This window comes from Cupriavidus malaysiensis, from assembly GCF_001854325.1.
Classification (GTDB): Bacteria; Pseudomonadota; Gammaproteobacteria; order Burkholderiales; family Burkholderiaceae; genus Cupriavidus; species Cupriavidus malaysiensis.
In genome coordinates this window covers 3614184-3629502 of the sequence record NZ_CP017754.1, presented here as the reverse complement: position 1 = coordinate 3629502, position 15319 = coordinate 3614184, and the positions used below count along the sequence as shown (strand labels likewise).

At 69.0% G+C, this 15319-nt stretch carries 15 protein-coding genes; 5 read left to right on the top strand and 10 right to left on the bottom strand.

Annotation, left to right across the window (positions count from 1 at the left end; translation table 11 throughout):
• Positions 1-37: 37 nt before the first annotated feature.
• Entirely contained in the window at positions 38-907 is an 870-nt protein-coding gene (gene galU / locus BKK80_RS16410) for a UTP--glucose-1-phosphate uridylyltransferase GalU (RefSeq protein ID WP_071014638.1), read from the top strand.
• A 122-nt stretch (positions 908-1029) separates the two neighbouring features.
• Here the strand turns inward: galU and BKK80_RS16405 are convergent, their stop codons facing one another.
• From BKK80_RS16405 to BKK80_RS16380, 6 genes are all read right to left on the bottom strand, one after another.
• Positions 1030-1257, bottom strand: coding sequence for a sulfurtransferase TusA family protein (locus BKK80_RS16405; protein ID WP_071014635.1), 228 nt, complete (start codon positions 1255-1257; stop codon positions 1030-1032).
• A 40-nt stretch (positions 1258-1297) separates the two neighbouring features.
• On the bottom strand, positions 1298-1873 hold the full coding sequence (locus BKK80_RS16400; RefSeq protein WP_071014633.1) for an NUDIX hydrolase: 576 nt from the start codon (positions 1871-1873) through the stop codon (positions 1298-1300).
• Between the two features lie 83 nt (positions 1874-1956).
• Complete coding sequence (locus tag BKK80_RS16395) at positions 1957-2988, bottom strand: threonine aldolase family protein (RefSeq protein WP_071038088.1); 1032 nt, start codon at positions 2986-2988, stop codon at positions 1957-1959.
• Positions 2989-3071: 83 nt separating this feature from the next.
• Positions 3072-3260, bottom strand: a complete 189-nt coding sequence (locus tag BKK80_RS16390; protein ID WP_071014628.1) for a 4-oxalocrotonate tautomerase — start codon at positions 3258-3260, stop codon at positions 3072-3074.
• Positions 3261-3335: 75 nt separating this feature from the next.
• The gene (locus BKK80_RS16385) at positions 3336-4109 is read right to left on the bottom strand and encodes a class II aldolase/adducin family protein (protein WP_071014625.1); all 774 of its coding nucleotides are present in this window, start codon (positions 4107-4109) and stop codon (positions 3336-3338) included.
• A gap of 100 nt (positions 4110-4209) precedes the next feature.
• Positions 4210-5433: a YbfB/YjiJ family MFS transporter gene (locus BKK80_RS16380; RefSeq protein WP_071038089.1), complete on the bottom strand. Its 1224-nt coding sequence runs from the start codon at positions 5431-5433 to the stop codon at positions 4210-4212.
• Between the two features lie 205 nt (positions 5434-5638).
• On the opposite strand from BKK80_RS16380, the gene BKK80_RS16375 reads away from it, so the two are divergent.
• From BKK80_RS16375 to BKK80_RS16365, 3 genes are all read left to right on the top strand, one after another.
• On the top strand, positions 5639-6517 hold the full coding sequence (locus BKK80_RS16375) for a LysR family transcriptional regulator (RefSeq protein WP_071014620.1): 879 nt from the start codon (positions 5639-5641) through the stop codon (positions 6515-6517).
• A 155-nt stretch (positions 6518-6672) separates the two neighbouring features.
• Positions 6673-8118, top strand: coding sequence for an NfeD family protein (locus tag BKK80_RS16370; RefSeq protein WP_157903280.1), 1446 nt, complete (start codon positions 6673-6675; stop codon positions 8116-8118).
• Between the two features lie 2 nt (positions 8119-8120).
• Positions 8121-8882 carry a slipin family protein gene (locus BKK80_RS16365; RefSeq protein ID WP_071014615.1) on the top strand — a complete coding sequence of 254 codons (762 nt, stop codon included), beginning with the start codon at positions 8121-8123 and terminating at the stop codon, positions 8880-8882.
• A 210-nt stretch (positions 8883-9092) separates the two neighbouring features.
• On the opposite strand, the gene BKK80_RS16360 is transcribed toward BKK80_RS16365, so the two are convergent.
• The 4 genes from BKK80_RS16360 to BKK80_RS16345 all read right to left on the bottom strand — a co-directional run bounded on the left by BKK80_RS16360 (position 9093) and on the right by BKK80_RS16345 (position 12490).
• Entirely contained in the window at positions 9093-9881 is a 789-nt protein-coding gene (locus BKK80_RS16360; RefSeq protein ID WP_071014612.1) for a BPSS1780 family membrane protein, read from the bottom strand.
• A gap of 17 nt (positions 9882-9898) precedes the next feature.
• Complete coding sequence (locus BKK80_RS16355; RefSeq protein WP_071014609.1) at positions 9899-10882, bottom strand: homoserine kinase; 984 nt, start codon at positions 10880-10882, stop codon at positions 9899-9901.
• 97 nt (positions 10883-10979) lie between these two features.
• Positions 10980-11375, bottom strand: coding sequence for a hypothetical protein (locus tag BKK80_RS16350; RefSeq protein ID WP_071014606.1), 396 nt, complete (start codon positions 11373-11375; stop codon positions 10980-10982).
• Positions 11376-11557: 182 nt separating this feature from the next.
• Positions 11558-12490, bottom strand: a complete 933-nt coding sequence (locus BKK80_RS16345) for an LOG family protein (protein ID WP_236903690.1) — start codon at positions 12488-12490, stop codon at positions 11558-11560.
• A 4-nt stretch (positions 12491-12494) separates the two neighbouring features.
• On the opposite strand from BKK80_RS16345, the gene polA reads away from it, so the two are divergent.
• Positions 12495-15317 (top strand): DNA polymerase I, encoded by a 2823-nt coding sequence (gene polA, locus BKK80_RS16340; protein WP_071070214.1) that lies wholly within the window; start codon positions 12495-12497, stop codon positions 15315-15317.
• Positions 15318-15319 lie beyond the last annotated feature (2 nt).

Genomic DNA, 15319 nt, shown 5'->3' with positions numbered 1-15319 from the left:
TCAGCAGCGCCCCAATACGACAATAGGAGTCTCTGACATGGAAACCCGCGTAACCAAGGCAGTCTTTCCGGTAGCCGGGCTGGGAACCCGCTTTCTGCCCGCCACCAAGGCCAGTCCGAAGGAAATGCTGCCAGTGGTGGACAAGCCCTTGATCCAGTACGCGGTCGAGGAGGCGATGGCCGCCGGCATCACCGAGATGATTTTCGTCACCGGGCGTTCCAAGCGTGCCATCGAGGATCACTTCGACAAGGCCTACGAGCTCGAGGCCGAGCTCGAGGCCAAGAACAAGAAGGCGCTGCTCGACGTGGTGCGCTCGATCAAGCCGGCCAACGTGGAGTGCTTCTATGTCCGCCAGCCGGAGGCGCTCGGCCTCGGCCATGCGGTCTTGTGTGCGCAGAAGCTGGTGGGCAACGAGCCCTTTGCCATCATCCTGGCCGACGACCTGCTGGATGGCGATCCGCCGGTGATGAAACAGATGGTGGACCTGTACAACCACTACAACTGCTCGGTGCTGGGCGTCGAGGAGATCGCGCCGGAACAGAGCCGTTCCTATGGCGTGATCGATGGCCGCGAGTGGGATGAGCGGGTGATCAAGATGTCGGGCATCGTCGAGAAGCCAGCACCCGAGGACGCACCCTCCAACCTGGGTGTGGTCGGGCGCTATATCCTGACGCCGCGCATCTTCGAGCACATCCGCGAGCTGAAGCCGGGCGCCGGCGGCGAGTACCAGCTGACCGACGCGATCCAGCACCTGCTGGCGCACGAGCAGGTGCTCGGCTACCGCTACAACGGCGTGCGCTACGACTGCGGCAGCAAGCTGGGCTACCTGAAGGCCACGGTAGAGTTCGCGCTCAAGCATGCCGAAGTCGGGGCGGATTTCCGCGCCTACCTGCAGGCCCGCCAGTAGCCACCAGCAGGTACCGGCAGGTACCGGCAGGCCGCCAGGTACGCCGGCCCTGAAACAAAAGCCCCCGCGTCGCGGGGGCTTTGTCTTTGGGACCGGCCGCGCGGCGGTTGCCGCAGACGGACTCAGCGCCGGCGCATGTAGAACACGAAGACCTTGTCGACCTCCTGGTGCGACAGCAGCTCGTTGCCGGTCTGCTTGGCAAAGGCCTGGAAGTCGCGCGTGGCGCCCGGATCGGTGGCCAGCACCTTGAGCACCTCGCCGCTGGCCATGTCGGCCAGCGCCTTCTTGGTCCGCAGGATCGGCAGCGGGCAGTTCAGCCCGCGCGCATCCACTTCTTTCTGGAACTCCATTCCTCTCTTCCTCTCAGCTTCGCTTGCGATGTCGATCGTTCTACAGCCGGTATTGTAGCGAAGCGTCGCCGCCGCGCAGGCGCGGGTCGGGGATGTCCGCGCCGGTCTGGCGATCGAAGAAGCGCACCGGATAGCCGCGCCGGGCCAGGAAATCGGCCACGGCGAAACCGGTGCCGGCGCTCCAGATGCGCATGTCTTCCGGTGCCACCAGCTTGTATTCGGCCAGTTCCTCGGACAGGGCCACCGTGCCCGTGGCCTGCACGTGGTAGGCGATGATCAGCTCGTTCTTGCGCATGAACTCGTAGACACCGATCAGCGACACGCCCTGGGCGTCGAGGTTGGTCTCCTCCTTGAGCTCGCGTGCCACGCCTTCCTCGGGCGTTTCGTCGCGCTCCAGGAAGCCGGTCACCAGTGCGAACATCTTCTCCGGCCAGGCCGCGTTGCGCGCCAGCAGCAGCTTGTCTTCGTATTCGACCACGGCCGCCAGCACGGGCAGCGGGTTGTTCCAGTGCACGAATCCGCATCCGTGCTCGATGCAGGCATAGCGCTCGCGGCCCGACAGGGGCAGCAGTTGCAGGGGGGCGCCGCATTGCGGGCAGAATCGATAGGCTTGCATGGCTTGACTCTCCGGTCTGTTCTTGTCTCGTATCGTTGGGTTTGCGGGCTGCGTTCCGCTGCCGGTGCCGCCCGCCGCCGGCTTCAGGCGCCGCAGGCGGCGCGCATGTCGCGCGCTAGCGCTTCCACGGTCTCCGGCTGCAGGTCCCAGGAGCACATGAAGCGGCAGCCGCCGGCACCGATGAAGGTATAGAAGCGCCAGCCCTTGGCACGCAGCGTCTCGATCGCCGGCAGCGGCAGTTCGGCGAAGACCGCGTTGGACTGTGTGGGGAACATGATGCGCACGCCCGGGATGGCGGCGATGCGCTCATGCAGCAGTTGCGCCATGGCGTTGGCGTGGCGCGCATTGGCCAGCCACACGTCGTTCTCCAGCAGCCCCAGCCAGGGCGCCGAGATGAAGCGCATCTTCGAGGCGAGCTGGCCGGCCTGCTTGACGCGGTAGGCGAAGTCCTCGGCCAGCCGGCGGTCGAAGAAGACCACCGCCTCGCCGACCGGCAGGCCGTTCTTGGTGCCGCCGAAGCACAGCACGTCGACGCCGGCGCGCCAGGTCACCTCGGACGGATGGCAGCCCAGCGAGGCCACGGCGTTGGCGAAGCGCGCGCCGTCCATATGCACGCGCAGCTGGCGCCGCTTGGCGATGGCGGCGATGGCGCGCACTTCCTCCACGCTGTAGACGGTGCCGACCTCGCTCGACTGCGTCAGCGAGACCACCTTGGGCTTGGGGTAGTGGATGTCGCTGCGGCGTGTGACCAGCGCCTCCACCGCGTCCGGCGTCAGCTTGCCGTCGGGTCCCGGCGCGGTCAGCAGCTTCGAACCGTTGGAGAAAAACTCCGGACCGCCGCATTCGTCGGTCTCGATGTGCGCCAGCTCATGGCAGATCACCGAATGGTAGGACTGGCACAGGGCGGCCAGGGCCAGCGAGTTGGCGGCGGTGCCGTTGAAGACGAAGAAGACCTCGCAGTCGGTCTGGAACAGGTCGCGGATGCGGTCGCAGACCTTCTGCGTCCAGGTGTCGTCGCCGTAGGCCTGCTCGTGGCCGCTGCCGTTGGCTTCGAGGAAGTACTTGAGCGATTCCGGGCAGAAGCCGGCGTAGTTGTCTGAGGCGAAGTGCTGCATGGGTGGCCGTGGCGCTGTGGGAGGCGAGGGCCGCCGCAGGCGGCCCCGGGGACGGGGGGTGGGGCGTTTCCGCCGCGGCCCGGCTACTTCTTGTCGGCCCAGAGTTCGCCGCCGGTGGCCCAGTTCTCGCGCTTGACGTCGGTGATGATGATGTCCACGGCGCCGGGCGCGCAGCCCAGCGTCTCGCAGGTCACGCGGGTCACTTCTTCCACCAGTTTGCGCTTCTGCTCGATGGTGCGGCCCTCGAACAGTTCCACGTGGTAAGTCGGCATGGCTTGTTAGCTCCATTGATCCGGCGGGGTGGCATGCATGCCGCCGCCGGGTTGCTTGTCTCCGGCCAGGGCGGTTCAGTCCCTGTAGCCAGCGTCGATTCTATCGAGTTTGCGCAGCAGCGCGGGCCATTCGAGTTCGCCCTCGACGGCGCCGTCGTCATGCAGTTGCGCCGACGTCCTGGAGGCGACCGGCTCGGGTACCGCCACCACCGCGCCGCCGGCCTGCGCGCCGATCTGGATTTCGCAGGCCTTGATCAGGGTGGCCATCAGCACATAGGCTTCGGCCACGGTGCGGCCCACCGTCAGCGTGCCATGGTTGCGCAGCAGCATGGCCGGATGGCCGCCCAGGGAGACGGTCAGGCGGCTGCCCTCGGCGGGCGTGAAGGCCAGCCCCTCGTAGTCGTGGTAGCCGAGCCGGCCATGGAAGCGCATGGCGTGCTGCGACAGCGGCAGCAGGCCGCCGGCCTGGGCCGAGACCGCCACGCCGGCGGTGTTGTGCAGGTGCATGACGCAGTGGGCATCGGCGCGCGCCGCGTGCACCGCGGCGTGCAGCGCGAAGCCGGTCACGTTGACCGGATGGCGGCTCTCGCCCACCACCTCGCCGCGGCCGTTGATCTTGACCAGGTCGCTGGCGCGGATCTCGTCGAAGGCGAAGCCGAAGGGATTGATGAGGAAGTGGCCAGGCTCGCCCGGTACCGTGGCCGAGAGATGGGTGTAGATCAGGTCGTCCCAGCCTTGCAGCGCGGCCAGCCGGTAGGCGGCGGCAAGGTCGACGCGCACGCGCCATTCCTCGGGCGTGGCAGGCAGGGCGGCGCCCGCGGCGCGCGCGGGCTGCAAGGCAAAGGACATGGCGTATCGCTCCGGCAGCACGCCGGCCGCGGTACCGCGGCGGCGGCGAAGGCGATACTGTAGCGCAGTCCCCGCCCTTGCGCCGCGCGGGCAGAACGCGCTAGCGTGCCGACGGCAACGGCAGGACCCGCAGCATGCAGGCGAAGATCAGCGCGCCCAGCACGAGCGCGCCGGCGGCCGCCGACAACGACGAGGCGAAGCCGCCGCCGCGGGCCACCAGCGCCGTCGCCAGCGGCGGTCCGGCGATCTGGCCGAGCCCGTAGGAGGCGGTCATCAGCCCCATCAGGCGCGCGGCCTGCCCGCCCCACAGCCGGCGCGCCTCGCGCATGGCGAAGGAGACCAGGGCGGTGAAGGGCAGCCCGGCCAGCAGGCTGCTCAGGGCGAAGCCCGCCACCGTGGGCCAGACCACCGCGATGGCCACGCCCAGCGCCTGCACCGCGTAGGTCAGCACCAGCAGGCGCCGGTTGTCATGGGCAATGCCGACCCGGGTGGCCAGCAGCGCGCCCACCGTCACGCCGACGCCGAACACCGGCCAGAACAGGTCCGCCCAGACCGAGCCCGGCATGGCCTGGCGCGCGATCACCGGCAGGAAGGTGGCGGTGATGATGTAGCCGAAGCCGGCCAGCCCGTAGGCGAAGGTCAGGGCCCAGGTACCGCCGTCCAGGCGCGGCGCGCTGTCCGGGGCGGCCGCGCGGGCGCCCTCGCTGGCGGCGCGGGCCTCGGGGGTGAACACGTGCCAGACCAGGGCCGTCAGCAGCAGGCCCAGGGCGCCGAAGGCCAGCCAGCCCCAGTTTGCCTGCCAGCCTGCGGCGACCATGCCGAAGGCCGACACCCCGGTGACGACGATGCCCAGGCCGGGGCCGCAGAAGATCAGACCGGCCAGCGCCGGCTGTCCGAGTTCGGCCAGGCGGTGCAGGCACCAGCCGGCGGTGTACACCATCACCAGCGCGCTGGCGATGCCGGCCATGCCGCGCCAGACGGACCAGGCCGTCATGCCGCCGGGCGCGGCCATGGCGAAGGTGAGCAGCACGGTCAGCGCCAGGCCGAGGCGCACCATGCGCGCCGCATCGGGGCGGATGAAGAGGCAGGCGAGGGCGCCGGCGAAATAGCCGATGTAGTTCCAGGTGGCCAGCCAGCCACCGCCCGCCAGGCTGACGCTGCCGTCGTGCAGCATCATCGGCAGCAGCGGTGTGAAGGCGAAGCGGCCCACGCCCATCGCCACCGCCAATGCCACCAGTCCCGCCAGCGCGACGGCGAACGGGCCGGCTTCCCGCTCGCCGGCGGCGGCCAGCGCGGCAATGTTCCTGTCATCCGTGTGCAGCATGTCGTGTCGTCCTCATCGGTCGGTTTGCCGGGCCGTCTCAGCCGAGAGGGCCTGTGCCAACCTGTCCTTGCCATGCTACGCTCTGGCTTGCATCCCTATAAATGAATAATTAAGATCGACTACATCTTGATTTGAGATGGTTCGGGGCCTGCACCGGAAGGTTCCCGGCCATGCGCCGGCCTGTGCGCCGGCAAGGAGTCTTCACATGGACCTGGCCGCCCTGGAAATCTTCCGCACGGTGGTGGAGGCGGGTGGCGTGACGCGCGCCGCCGAGCGCCTGCACCGCGTGCAGTCCAATGTCACCACCCGCATCCGCCAGCTGGAGCAGTCGCTGGGCGTGGAACTGTTCGTGCGCGATGGCAAGCGCATGGTACTGACGCCGGCCGGCCAGACCCTGTTCGACTATGCGCGCCGCATGTTGCAGTTGGCCGACGAGGCGCGCCAGGCGGTGCAGCCGGCCAGGCCGCGCGGGCGCCTGCGCATCGCCTCGATGGAAAGCACGGCGGCGAGCCGCCTGCCGGCCGTGCTCTCCAGCTATCACCAGGCCTGGCCCGACGTGCAGCTCGAACTGGTCACCTGCCCGACGCGACAGGCCTTGCTGGCCCTGGCCCGCTTCGAGGTGGACTGCGTCTTCGTTGCCGAGCCGGTGATCGATCCCGGGCTGGTGGCGCTGCCGGCCTTCGAGGAAGAACTGGTGGTGATCGCGCATGCGCGCCACCGCCCCATCCGCAGCGCCGCGGATCTCGAGACCGGCACCTTGCTGGCCTTCGAGGCCGGCTGCCACTACCGCGCCCGCTTCGAGGCCTGGTGTGCCGGCGCTGGCGCTTCCCCGCTGCGCGTGCTGGAACTGGGCTCCTACCATGCCATCGTCGCTTGCGTGGCGGCCGGCATCGGTGCCGCCATCGCACCGCGCTCGGTGCTGGGCCTGTATCCCGAGCCGCCCAAGGTCAGCGTGCACAGCCTGGGCGAGGCCGGCCGCGTGACCACCCGCCTGGTGTGGCATCCGTCGATGGCGAGTGCTGCCCTGGACGCACTCGCCGACGTGGTGCGGGGGCATGGCAGCGACTTGGCGGCGGCCGCCTGAGCTAACCTGAGGCGGCCTGAGGCGGCTTCAGGCGACTGCGCGCGCCGCGGCGACAGCGCCGACGGATACCAAGCTGCCCGCACCGCGATGTGCCCGGTCGCCTACACTGGAAGTGGTGCCGCCACGGCATTGCGCAGCTGCGGCTGCCCGCGATGATGCCCGACTCGTTCTTTCCCTTTGCCCTGATGCGGCGGCTGGCCGTCGCCTTGTGCCTGCTGCTGGCCGCCGTCGGCTGGCTGGCGGGCGCCGAGCCGGCCGGCGCGCCGGTCTATGTGCTGCCGCTGCACGGCGCGATCGGGCCGGCCAGCGCCGGCTACCTGCTGCGCGGCATGGCGCACGCGCAGCAGGACGGTGCCCAGCTGGTCGTGATCGAGATGGATACGCCCGGCGGGCTCGACCTGTCGATGCGCGAGATCATCCAGGGCATCCTCGCCTCGCGCGTGCCCGTCGCCAGCTATGTCTACCCGGGCGGCGCGCGCGCCGCCAGCGCCGGTACCTACATCCTGTATGCCAGCCATATCGCGGCGATGGCGCCGGGCACCAACCTGGGCGCCGCCAGCCCGGTCCAGATCGGCCTGGGCGGCGCGCAGCCGGGCGGCGCCCCGCCCGCCGCGGTGCCGGGCAGCGCGCCGCAGGCGGCACCGGCCGACACCATGGAGCGCAAGCAGATGCATGATGCCTCGGCCTATATCCGCGGCCTGGCACAACTGCGCGGGCGCAACGCGGACTGGGGCGAGCGCGCGGTGCGCGAAGCGGTCAGCCTGTCTGCCGGCGAGGCGGTGTCGCAGCACGTGGCGGATCTCGTCGTGCCCGACTTGCCGGCGCTGCTGCGTGCGCTGGACGGCCGCAGCGTGCGGCTCGCGCCGGGTGGCGAGCCGCTGGTCCTGCATACCGCGCATGCGCCGGTGCGGATGCTGGCGCCGGACTGGCGCGACCGCTTCCTGGCCGTCATCACCGAGCCCAGCGTGGCGCTGGTCATGATGATGATCGGCATCTATGGACTGATCTTCGAGTTCTCCACGCCGGGCATGGTGCTGCCCGGCGTGGCTGGCGCCATCTGCCTGCTGCTGGCGCTGTTCGCGCTGCAGATGCTGCCGGTCAACTATGCGGGGCTGGCCCTGGTGGCGCTGGGTATCGGCTGCATGGTGGCGGAGCTGTTCCTGCCCACCTTCGGTACGCTGGGGGTGGGCGGCATCGTGGCCTTCGCTTTCGGCGCGGTCATGCTGATCAATACCGATGTGCCCGGCTTCGGCGTGCCGGTGGGCCTGGTGGTGGCGCTCTCGCTGGTCAGCGGGCTCTTCCTGCTGGCCATGTCGACCATGCTGCTGCGCGCACGACGGCGGCCGGTGGTGAGCGGTGGCGATATCCTGGTCGGCGCGTCGGGCGTGGTGCTGGAGGATTGCCGCGGCGACGGCTGGGCGGAGGTGCGCGGCGAGCGCTGGCGCATCCGCGGCGCGCAGCCGCTGGCGCGCGGCCAGCGCGTGCGCGTGATGCGGCGCGAGGGCCTGGTGCTGGAGGTGTCGCCGGATGCGGACGGCGGTGCCGGAGGGCAGGCGCCGGACGCGTCGCCGCCCATCGCTTCCATCGAGAAAGGAGCCTGACCATGGCCTACGGCTTCAGCTTTGGCGGTGTCGTCTTCCTGCTGGTGTTGCTGATCGCCAGCGCCTTCCGCGTGCTGCGCGAGTACGAGCGTGGCGTCGTCTTCATGCTGGGCCGCTTCTGGCGCGTCAAGGGGCCGGGGCTGGTGCTGCTGATCCCGGCCGTGCAGCAGATGGTGCGCGTGGACTTGCGCACCATCGTGTTCGACGTGCCGCCGCAGGACGTGATCTCGCACGACAACGTCTCGGTCAAGGTGAACGCCGTGGTCTACTTCCGTGTGGTCGATCCCGAGCGCGCCATCATCCAGGTGGCCAATTTCCTGGAAGCGACCAGCCAGCTCGCGCAGACCACGCTGCGCGCCGTGCTCGGCAAGCACGAGCTGGACGAGATGCTGGCCGAGCGCGAGCGCCTCAACCTGGATATCCAGAAGGTGCTCGACGCGCAGACCGATGCCTGGGGCATCAAGGTCTCCAACGTGGAGATCAAGCACGTCGATCTCAATGAGTCGATGGTACGCGCCATCGCCCGCCAGGCCGAGGCCGAGCGCGAGCGCCGCGCCAAGGTGATCCACGCCGAGGGCGAGTTGCAGGCCTCCGAGAAACTGCTCGAGGCTGCCCAGATGCTGGCGCGCCAGCCGCAGGCCATGCAGTTGCGCTACCTGCAGACGCTGACGCAGATCGCCGGCGACAAGAGCTCGACCATCGTCTTTCCCTTGCCGATGGAACTGCTCGACGTATTGCGGCGCGGGACCGGCGGGCAGTCCTAGTCCGCAGAATCATGGAAATGAGAGGGGAGGGCCATGTCATGTGGGAATCAGCGCCAGGCGCAAAGCGCAGCTATCGCACGGCGATGGCGAGCCTTTGCAGCGACGCGATGAGCCCGCATGGCATGGCAGGCACCGACCGATTTCAGTGATTCAGTGGACTAGCGGCGGGAAGGGGGGCAGGACCGGCGGCGCCGGTCCTCGCGCCGCGTGTCAGGCCGAGGGGGGGGCTTCGGCGGGCGGCACGTTGAAGCAGCCGCGGTAGGTCGCGTAGAAGGAGCAGTAGAGGATCGCCAGCATCAGCAGCGAGTACGGCGTCACCAGGAAGGACAGCACCGTCTCGGCGCCGAAGGCGCTGAACACGGCCTCCAGGAAGAAGGGGATGGCGACCATCAGCACGGCGAACAGCAGCGCATAGGTGAAGAAGGCGCCGCGGTTGCGCCAGCATGCGGTCCAGCTGAAGAACATGGCCTTCACCGGCGGCACGTTGTGCCAGGCGGCCAGCAGCGGCGCGAACCAGAACATCATCGCGATCGGCGTGTACAGCACCGCGCCGACCACCAGCGCGTAGTACATCTGCCGCACCGCCTCGGCCGAGGGGGCTTCTTCCTTGAGCAGGATGGGCAGCAGGTCGCTGACGTTGACGACCGCGCCGGCGATCAGGCTGAGCACGAACACCAGGCACGCGTAGATGCCGCCCAGCACGAGCAGGTGGCGTGTGGCCTGCTTGCCGTTGGTGCGGAACCCGGCCAGCAGCACCGTGGGCAGCACGCGCTTGTTCTGGATCACTTCCCGGCAGGCGGTCATGATGCCGACCGACAGGCCGGGCGTGGCAACCAGCAGCGCGATCACGCCGAACAGGGGCACGAAGATGGCCAGTTGCGCCGCGATCAGGTAGATGAACAGCAGCATCAGGAAGGCGAGCGGGTTCTTGCGGAACAGCCAGATACCCTGGCGGAACCAGACGTAGCCTTCCTTGGCGGGGACTTCCAGTAGTTGCATGGCGATTCGGATCCGGCTCAGGTCCAGGGCAGCGCCTGGGTCGCGAGGCGCTGGCGCAGGATGCGTTCGAAATGGGTCGGGTCGTGCGGCTGCAGGATGTCGGCTTCGCGCGGCAGGTAGAAGTCCCACAGGCGGGATACCCAGAAGCGCAGCGCGCCGGCCCGCAGCATGTCTTGCCAGTGTGCGGCCTCCGTCTCACTGAGCGGCCTCACGGCATGATAAGCCTGCAGCAGCGCGCTTGCACGCCCGGCGTCCAGGGCGCCGGTGGCGAGATCGATACACCAGTCGTTGACCGTGACGGCGAGATCGAAGAGCCACTTGTCGTGGCCCGCGAAGTAGAAGTCGAAGAAGCCGCCCAGGCGGTGCCCGCCCTGCGGCGTGTCCTCGAACAGCACATTGTCGCGGAACAGGTCACAGTGGCAGGGGCCGCCCGGCAGCGCGGCGTAGTCGGCGCTGGCGAAGAAGGCCGCCTGGTGGGCGATCTCGTCGCGCAGGAGATCGCGCTGCACCCCGTCGAGGAAGGGCAGGATCTCGGGCTCGGTCTGCTGCCACCAGGCCAGGCTGCGCAGATTGGGCTGGCTGCGGCCGTAATCCTGGCCGGCCAGGTGCATGCGCGCCAGCATGTCGCCGACCTCGGCGCAATGGCCGGCATCCGGCGCGAGCTGCGAGCTGCCGGGCAGGCGCGTGACGATGGTGGCGGGCTTGCCCTTGAGCGCGCGCAGGATCTCGCCGTCGCGGGCCGGGATCGGCGCCGGCACGCGGATGCCGCGCGCCGCCAGGTGGGCCATCAGGTGCAGGTAGTAGGGCAGCTGGGTGAAGCTCAGCCGCTCGAAGATGGTCAGCACGTACTGCTGCGTGTGCCCGTCCCGCTCCGTGGTCAGGAAGAAGTTGCTGTTCTCGATACCCGAGGCAATGCCGCGGAAATCGCGTACCGTGCCCAGGTCGTAGTCCAGCAGCCAGCTGGCGATCTCGTCCTGCGAGACCGTGGTGAATACGGCCATACTAGTCGTGTGAGGTGAAAACGGAAGCGGCGGGCGCAAGGGCGTCCGCCGCCGCGGCATGACTGCCGGAGGGCCGCCGCGGCAGTGCCGCGCGGGCTCAGAACTGCAGGTTGACCGAGGGCACGCGGTTGACCTCGTGATCCCGGATCTTGGGCGAACTGTCTTCCGGCTTGCTCATCTGGTAGCGGGTGCCGAAGCCGGACTTGACCTGGATGTCGGTCGCCTGGCCTTTGTTCCGGTACTCGCGTACCTGGGTGCCGTCACGCTCGTCGAGCTGGAAGCTCGGCTCGCGCGGCCGGTTGATCTGGGTCTTGGCCTGCGGCGCGATCGGCTGGTTGTTGATCTGGTCCAGTTCTTCCTGCGACAAGGCGTTGCCCTGGGCCTGTACCCACGCCGGCGCGGCTAGCGCCAGCACGGCGGCGGCAAGCAGCAGGGCGCGGCCGGTCGTCGGTCGCGCCGCGGGCATCGCGGCCATTCGGGTAGGGGAGTGCATTCGAGGCTCCTGTGCTGCGCGGGCGCGCCAGGCGCCGCACGGCGGAAATCCGCTGCGGCCCGGCGGCGCCGGGCTGACGCAGTGTGACAGGCTTCCATTCTAGCAAGTCCCGCCGGGCAGGAGCTGCCGCGGTGGCTTCCGATGCACCACGGCCGCCCGTGGACGGGATGCTGTCGGCCGCCTTACAGGTAGAACATCTCTTCCTTGGGCGGGATCGGCTTGTCGCCACCGCGGCGCTCGTAGTACTCGTAGACCGCTTCCAGCACTTCGTGCGGCTCGTCGACGATCTTCATCAGGTCGAGGTCGTGTTCGGCGATCAGGCCCATCGGCAGCAGCGTGAAGCGGAACCAGTCGAGCAGGCCCTTCCAGAAGCGGCTGCCGAACATCACGATCGGCACGGAGCGCGACTTGCCCGTCTGCACCAGCGTCAGCACCTCCGCCAGCTCGTCGAGCGTGCCGAAACCGCCCGGCATCACGATGAAGGCGTCGGAGTTCTTGACGAAGGTCACCTTGCGCGTGAAGAAGTGGCGGAAGCGCATGGCGATGTCCTGGTAAGGATTGCCCTGCTGCTCGTGCGGCAGTTCGATGTTCAGGCCGACGCTGGCGGACTTGCCGGCATGCGCGCCCTTGTTGGCCGCTTCCATGATGCCGGGGCCGCCGCCGGAGATCACGGCGAAGCCCGCGTCGGAGAACAGGCGCGCGATCTCGATGGTCTGCTGGTAGTACGGCGAGTCCTCGCGCAGGCGCGCGCTGCCGTAGATCGAGACCGCCGGCCGGATCTCCGACAGGTACTCGGTGGCCTCGATGAACTCTGCCATAATCGTGAACATTTGCCACGAGGCGCGAGCTTTCTTCGCCGTGGCGCGATCTTCGTCCGCCAGAGCGCGCAGGCTGGGGATCATCTTGCGCGGATTGGCCCGCAGGCCGGCGGCGCCAGCGCCGGCGCCACCGGTATTCGCATTCGCATTGGCGTCCGCGGCGGGACGCGCCGGCGTGTCAGGCTGGGTGCCGGGAGCGGTCGCGGCGCCGGCCGTGGCCTGATGGCCTTCGGTGGCGTCGGAAACGGGAGCGGTGGCGGTGCCGTCAGCCGCGGCACCAATCAATTTAGAGTCCATGGGAATGTCGGATAGTCCAAAAACACTCTTGCTCGTCGATGGTTCGAGCTATTTGTATCGCGCGTATCACGCTCTGCCGGACCTGAGGAATGGCGAGGGGCTGCCCACAGGGGCAATCTACGGCATGATCAACATGCTGCGCAAGCTGCGCAACGATTACCCGGCAGAGTATAGCGCCTGCGTGTTCGACGCCAAGGGCAAGACCTTCCGCGACGATCTCTATCCGGCCTATAAGGAGCACCGGCCCTCGATGCCCGAGGACCTGGCGCGGCAGATCGAACCCATCCACGAAGCGGTGCGCGCGCTGGGCTGGCCCATCGTGATGGTGGAGGGCGTGGAGGCCGACGACGTGATCGGCACGCTCGCGCGCGAGGCCTCCGCCCAGGGTGTGCGCACGGTCGTCTCGACCGGCGACAAGGACCTGGCGCAGCTGGTCAACGGCGAGGTCACGCTGGTCAACACGATGAGCGGCGAAGTGCTCGATCCCGCCGGCGTGCAGGCCAAGTTCGGCGTGCCGCCGGAGCGCATCGTCGACTACCTGTCGCTGATCGGCGATGCCGTCGACAACGTGCCGGGCGTGCCCAAGGTGGGCCCCAAGACCGCGGTCAAGTGGCTGACCGAACATGGCTCGCTCGATGCGGTGATGGCCGGCGCCGACGGTATCAAGGGCGTGGTCGGCGAGAACTTGCGCAAGACCCTGGACTGGCTGCCGATGGCGCGCACGCTGGTCACGGTGAAGACCGATTGCGACCTCGGTGCGGCTGTGTCCGATTTCCACTCCCTCAAGGACGTGGGCGAGGACAAGGACAAGCTGGTCGCGTTCTTCTCCCGCTATGGCTTCAAGACCTGGCTGCGCGAACTGACCGGCGAGAGCCTGCCCAGCCTGCGCGCGCAGGCCGCCAAGGGCGCCGGCGCGCGCGCGCCGCAGGCACAGGGCGGCCTGTTCGACAGCGCCCCGGCCGCGACGCCGGCCGACCCGGTGCCGGCGCCGGATGCGCCGCCCGCCGAGACCCGCTACGAGACCGTGACCACCGAGGCGGCGCTGCAGGCCTGGCTCGACCGGCTCGCCGAGGGCGCGCTGGTGGCCGTCGATACCGAGACCACCTCGCTCGACCCGATGCAGGCCCGGCTGGTTGGCATCTCGCTGTCGCTGGTGCCGGGCGAGGCCTGCTACATCCCGGTGGGCCACTGTGGTCCCGACGTGGCCGGCATCGAGCAGCACGGCCAGCTCACGCGCGAATTCGTGCTGGAGCGCCTGCGCGGCTGGCTGGAAGATCCGGCCCGGCCCAAGCTCGGCCAGAACATCAAGTACGACGCGCATGTGTTCGCCAACCATGGTGTCACGCTGCGCGGCATCGTCCACGACACGATGCTGCAGAGCTACGTGCTGGCCTCTCACCGCAACCACGGCATGGACAGCCTGGCCGAGCGCCTGCTCGGCATCAAGACCATCACCTACGAGGAGGTCTGCGGCAAGGGCGCGAGCCAGATCGGCTTCGACCAGATCGACCTGGCGCGCGCCACCGAGTACGCGGCCGAGGATGCCGACGTGACGCTGCGCCTGCACCGCGCCATGTTCCCGCAGCTGCAGGCCGTGCCCGGCCTCGAACACGTGTACCGGCATATCGAGATGCCGGTCTCGGTGGTGCTGCAGAAGATCGAGCGCAACGGCGTGCTGATCGACGCGCAGCGCCTGGCCGAGCAGAGCGCGCAGCTCGGCCAGCGCATGCTGGAGCTGGAGCAGGCCGCCTACGATGCGGCCGGCCAGCCGTTCAACCTCGGCTCGCCCAAGCAGATCGGCGAGATCCTGTTCGGCCAGATGAAGCTGCCGGTGGTGAAGAAGACCGCCAGCGGCGCGCCCTCGACCGACGAAGAGGTGCTGCAGAAGCTGGCCGAGGACTATCCGCTGCCCAAGCTGCTGCTGGACTACCGCGGCCTGGCCAAGCTGAAGTCCACCTACACCGACAAGCTGCCCAAGATGGTGAACCCGGCCACCGGCCGCGTGCACACCAGCTACGGGCAGGCCACCGCGGTGACCGGACGGCTGGCCTCGACCGACCCGAACCTGCAGAACATCCCGGTGCGCACCGAGGAGGGCCGGCGCATCCGCGAGGCCTTCATCGCGCCGCCGGGCCGCGTCATCGTCTCGGCCGACTACTCGCAGATCGAGCTGCGCATCATGGCCCATATCTCGGGCGACGAGAACCTGCTCGGCGCCTTCGCGCGCGGCGAGGACATCCACCGCGCCACCGCCGCCGAGATCTTCGGCGTGGAGCGCGAGGCGGTCAGCAGCGAGCAGCGCCGCTACGCCAAGGTGATCAACTTCGGCCTGATCTACGGCATGAGCGCCTTCGGCCTGGCCGGCAACCTCGGCATCGAGCGCGAGGCGGCCAAGCACTACATCGACCGCTACTTCACGCGCTATCCCGGCGTGGCGCGCTACATGGAGGACACCCGGCAGGCCGCGCGCGAGCAGGGCTATGTCGAGACCGTGTTCGGCCGGCGCCTGTGGCTGCCGGACATCAATGGCGGCAGCGGCCCGCGCCGCCAGGCCGCCGAACGTGCCGCCATCAACGCGCCGATGCAGGGCACGGCGGCGGACCTGATCAAGCTGTCGATGATCGCGGTGCAGGACTGGCTCGAGCGCGACCGGCTGCAGACGCTGCAGATCATGCAGGTGCACGACGAACTGGTGCTCGAGGTGCCCGAGGCCGAGCTGGAACTGGTCAAGCGCCGGCTGCCCGAGCTGATGTGCGGCGTGGCCGAGCTGCGCGTGCCCCTGGTGGCGGAAGTCGGCAGCGGCGCCAACTGGGAAGAGGCGCACTGAGC

Bases quoted from the DNA above. Each gene is read 5' to 3' on its own strand.
- galU (WP_071014638.1), top strand. From the start codon at position 38: ATGGAAACCCGCGTAACCAAGGCAGTCTTTCCGGTAGCCGGGCTGGGA.
- BKK80_RS16405 (WP_071014635.1), bottom strand. From the start codon at position 1,257: ATGGAGTTCCAGAAAGAAGTGGATGCGCGCGGGCTGAACTGCCCGCTG.
- BKK80_RS16400 (WP_071014633.1), bottom strand. From the start codon at position 1,873: ATGCAAGCCTATCGATTCTGCCCGCAATGCGGCGCCCCCCTGCAACTG.
- BKK80_RS16395 (WP_071038088.1), bottom strand. From the start codon at position 2,988: ATGCAGCACTTCGCCTCAGACAACTACGCCGGCTTCTGCCCGGAATCG.
- BKK80_RS16390 (WP_071014628.1), bottom strand. From the start codon at position 3,260: ATGCCGACTTACCACGTGGAACTGTTCGAGGGCCGCACCATCGAGCAG.
- BKK80_RS16385 (WP_071014625.1), bottom strand. From the start codon at position 4,109: ATGTCCTTTGCCTTGCAGCCCGCGCGCGCCGCGGGCGCCGCCCTGCCT.
- BKK80_RS16380 (WP_071038089.1), bottom strand. From the start codon at position 5,433: ATGCTGCACACGGATGACAGGAACATTGCCGCGCTGGCCGCCGCCGGC.
- BKK80_RS16375 (WP_071014620.1), top strand. From the start codon at position 5,639: ATGGACCTGGCCGCCCTGGAAATCTTCCGCACGGTGGTGGAGGCGGGT.
- BKK80_RS16370 (WP_157903280.1), top strand. From the start codon at position 6,673: ATGCCCGACTCGTTCTTTCCCTTTGCCCTGATGCGGCGGCTGGCCGTC.
- BKK80_RS16365 (WP_071014615.1), top strand. From the start codon at position 8,121: ATGGCCTACGGCTTCAGCTTTGGCGGTGTCGTCTTCCTGCTGGTGTTG.
- BKK80_RS16360 (WP_071014612.1), bottom strand. From the start codon at position 9,881: ATGCAACTACTGGAAGTCCCCGCCAAGGAAGGCTACGTCTGGTTCCGC.
- BKK80_RS16355 (WP_071014609.1), bottom strand. From the start codon at position 10,882: ATGGCCGTATTCACCACGGTCTCGCAGGACGAGATCGCCAGCTGGCTG.
- BKK80_RS16350 (WP_071014606.1), bottom strand. From the start codon at position 11,375: ATGCACTCCCCTACCCGAATGGCCGCGATGCCCGCGGCGCGACCGACG.
- BKK80_RS16345 (WP_236903690.1), bottom strand. From the start codon at position 12,490: ATGGACTCTAAATTGATTGGTGCCGCGGCTGACGGCACCGCCACCGCT.
- polA (WP_071070214.1), top strand. From the start codon at position 12,495: ATGTCGGATAGTCCAAAAACACTCTTGCTCGTCGATGGTTCGAGCTAT.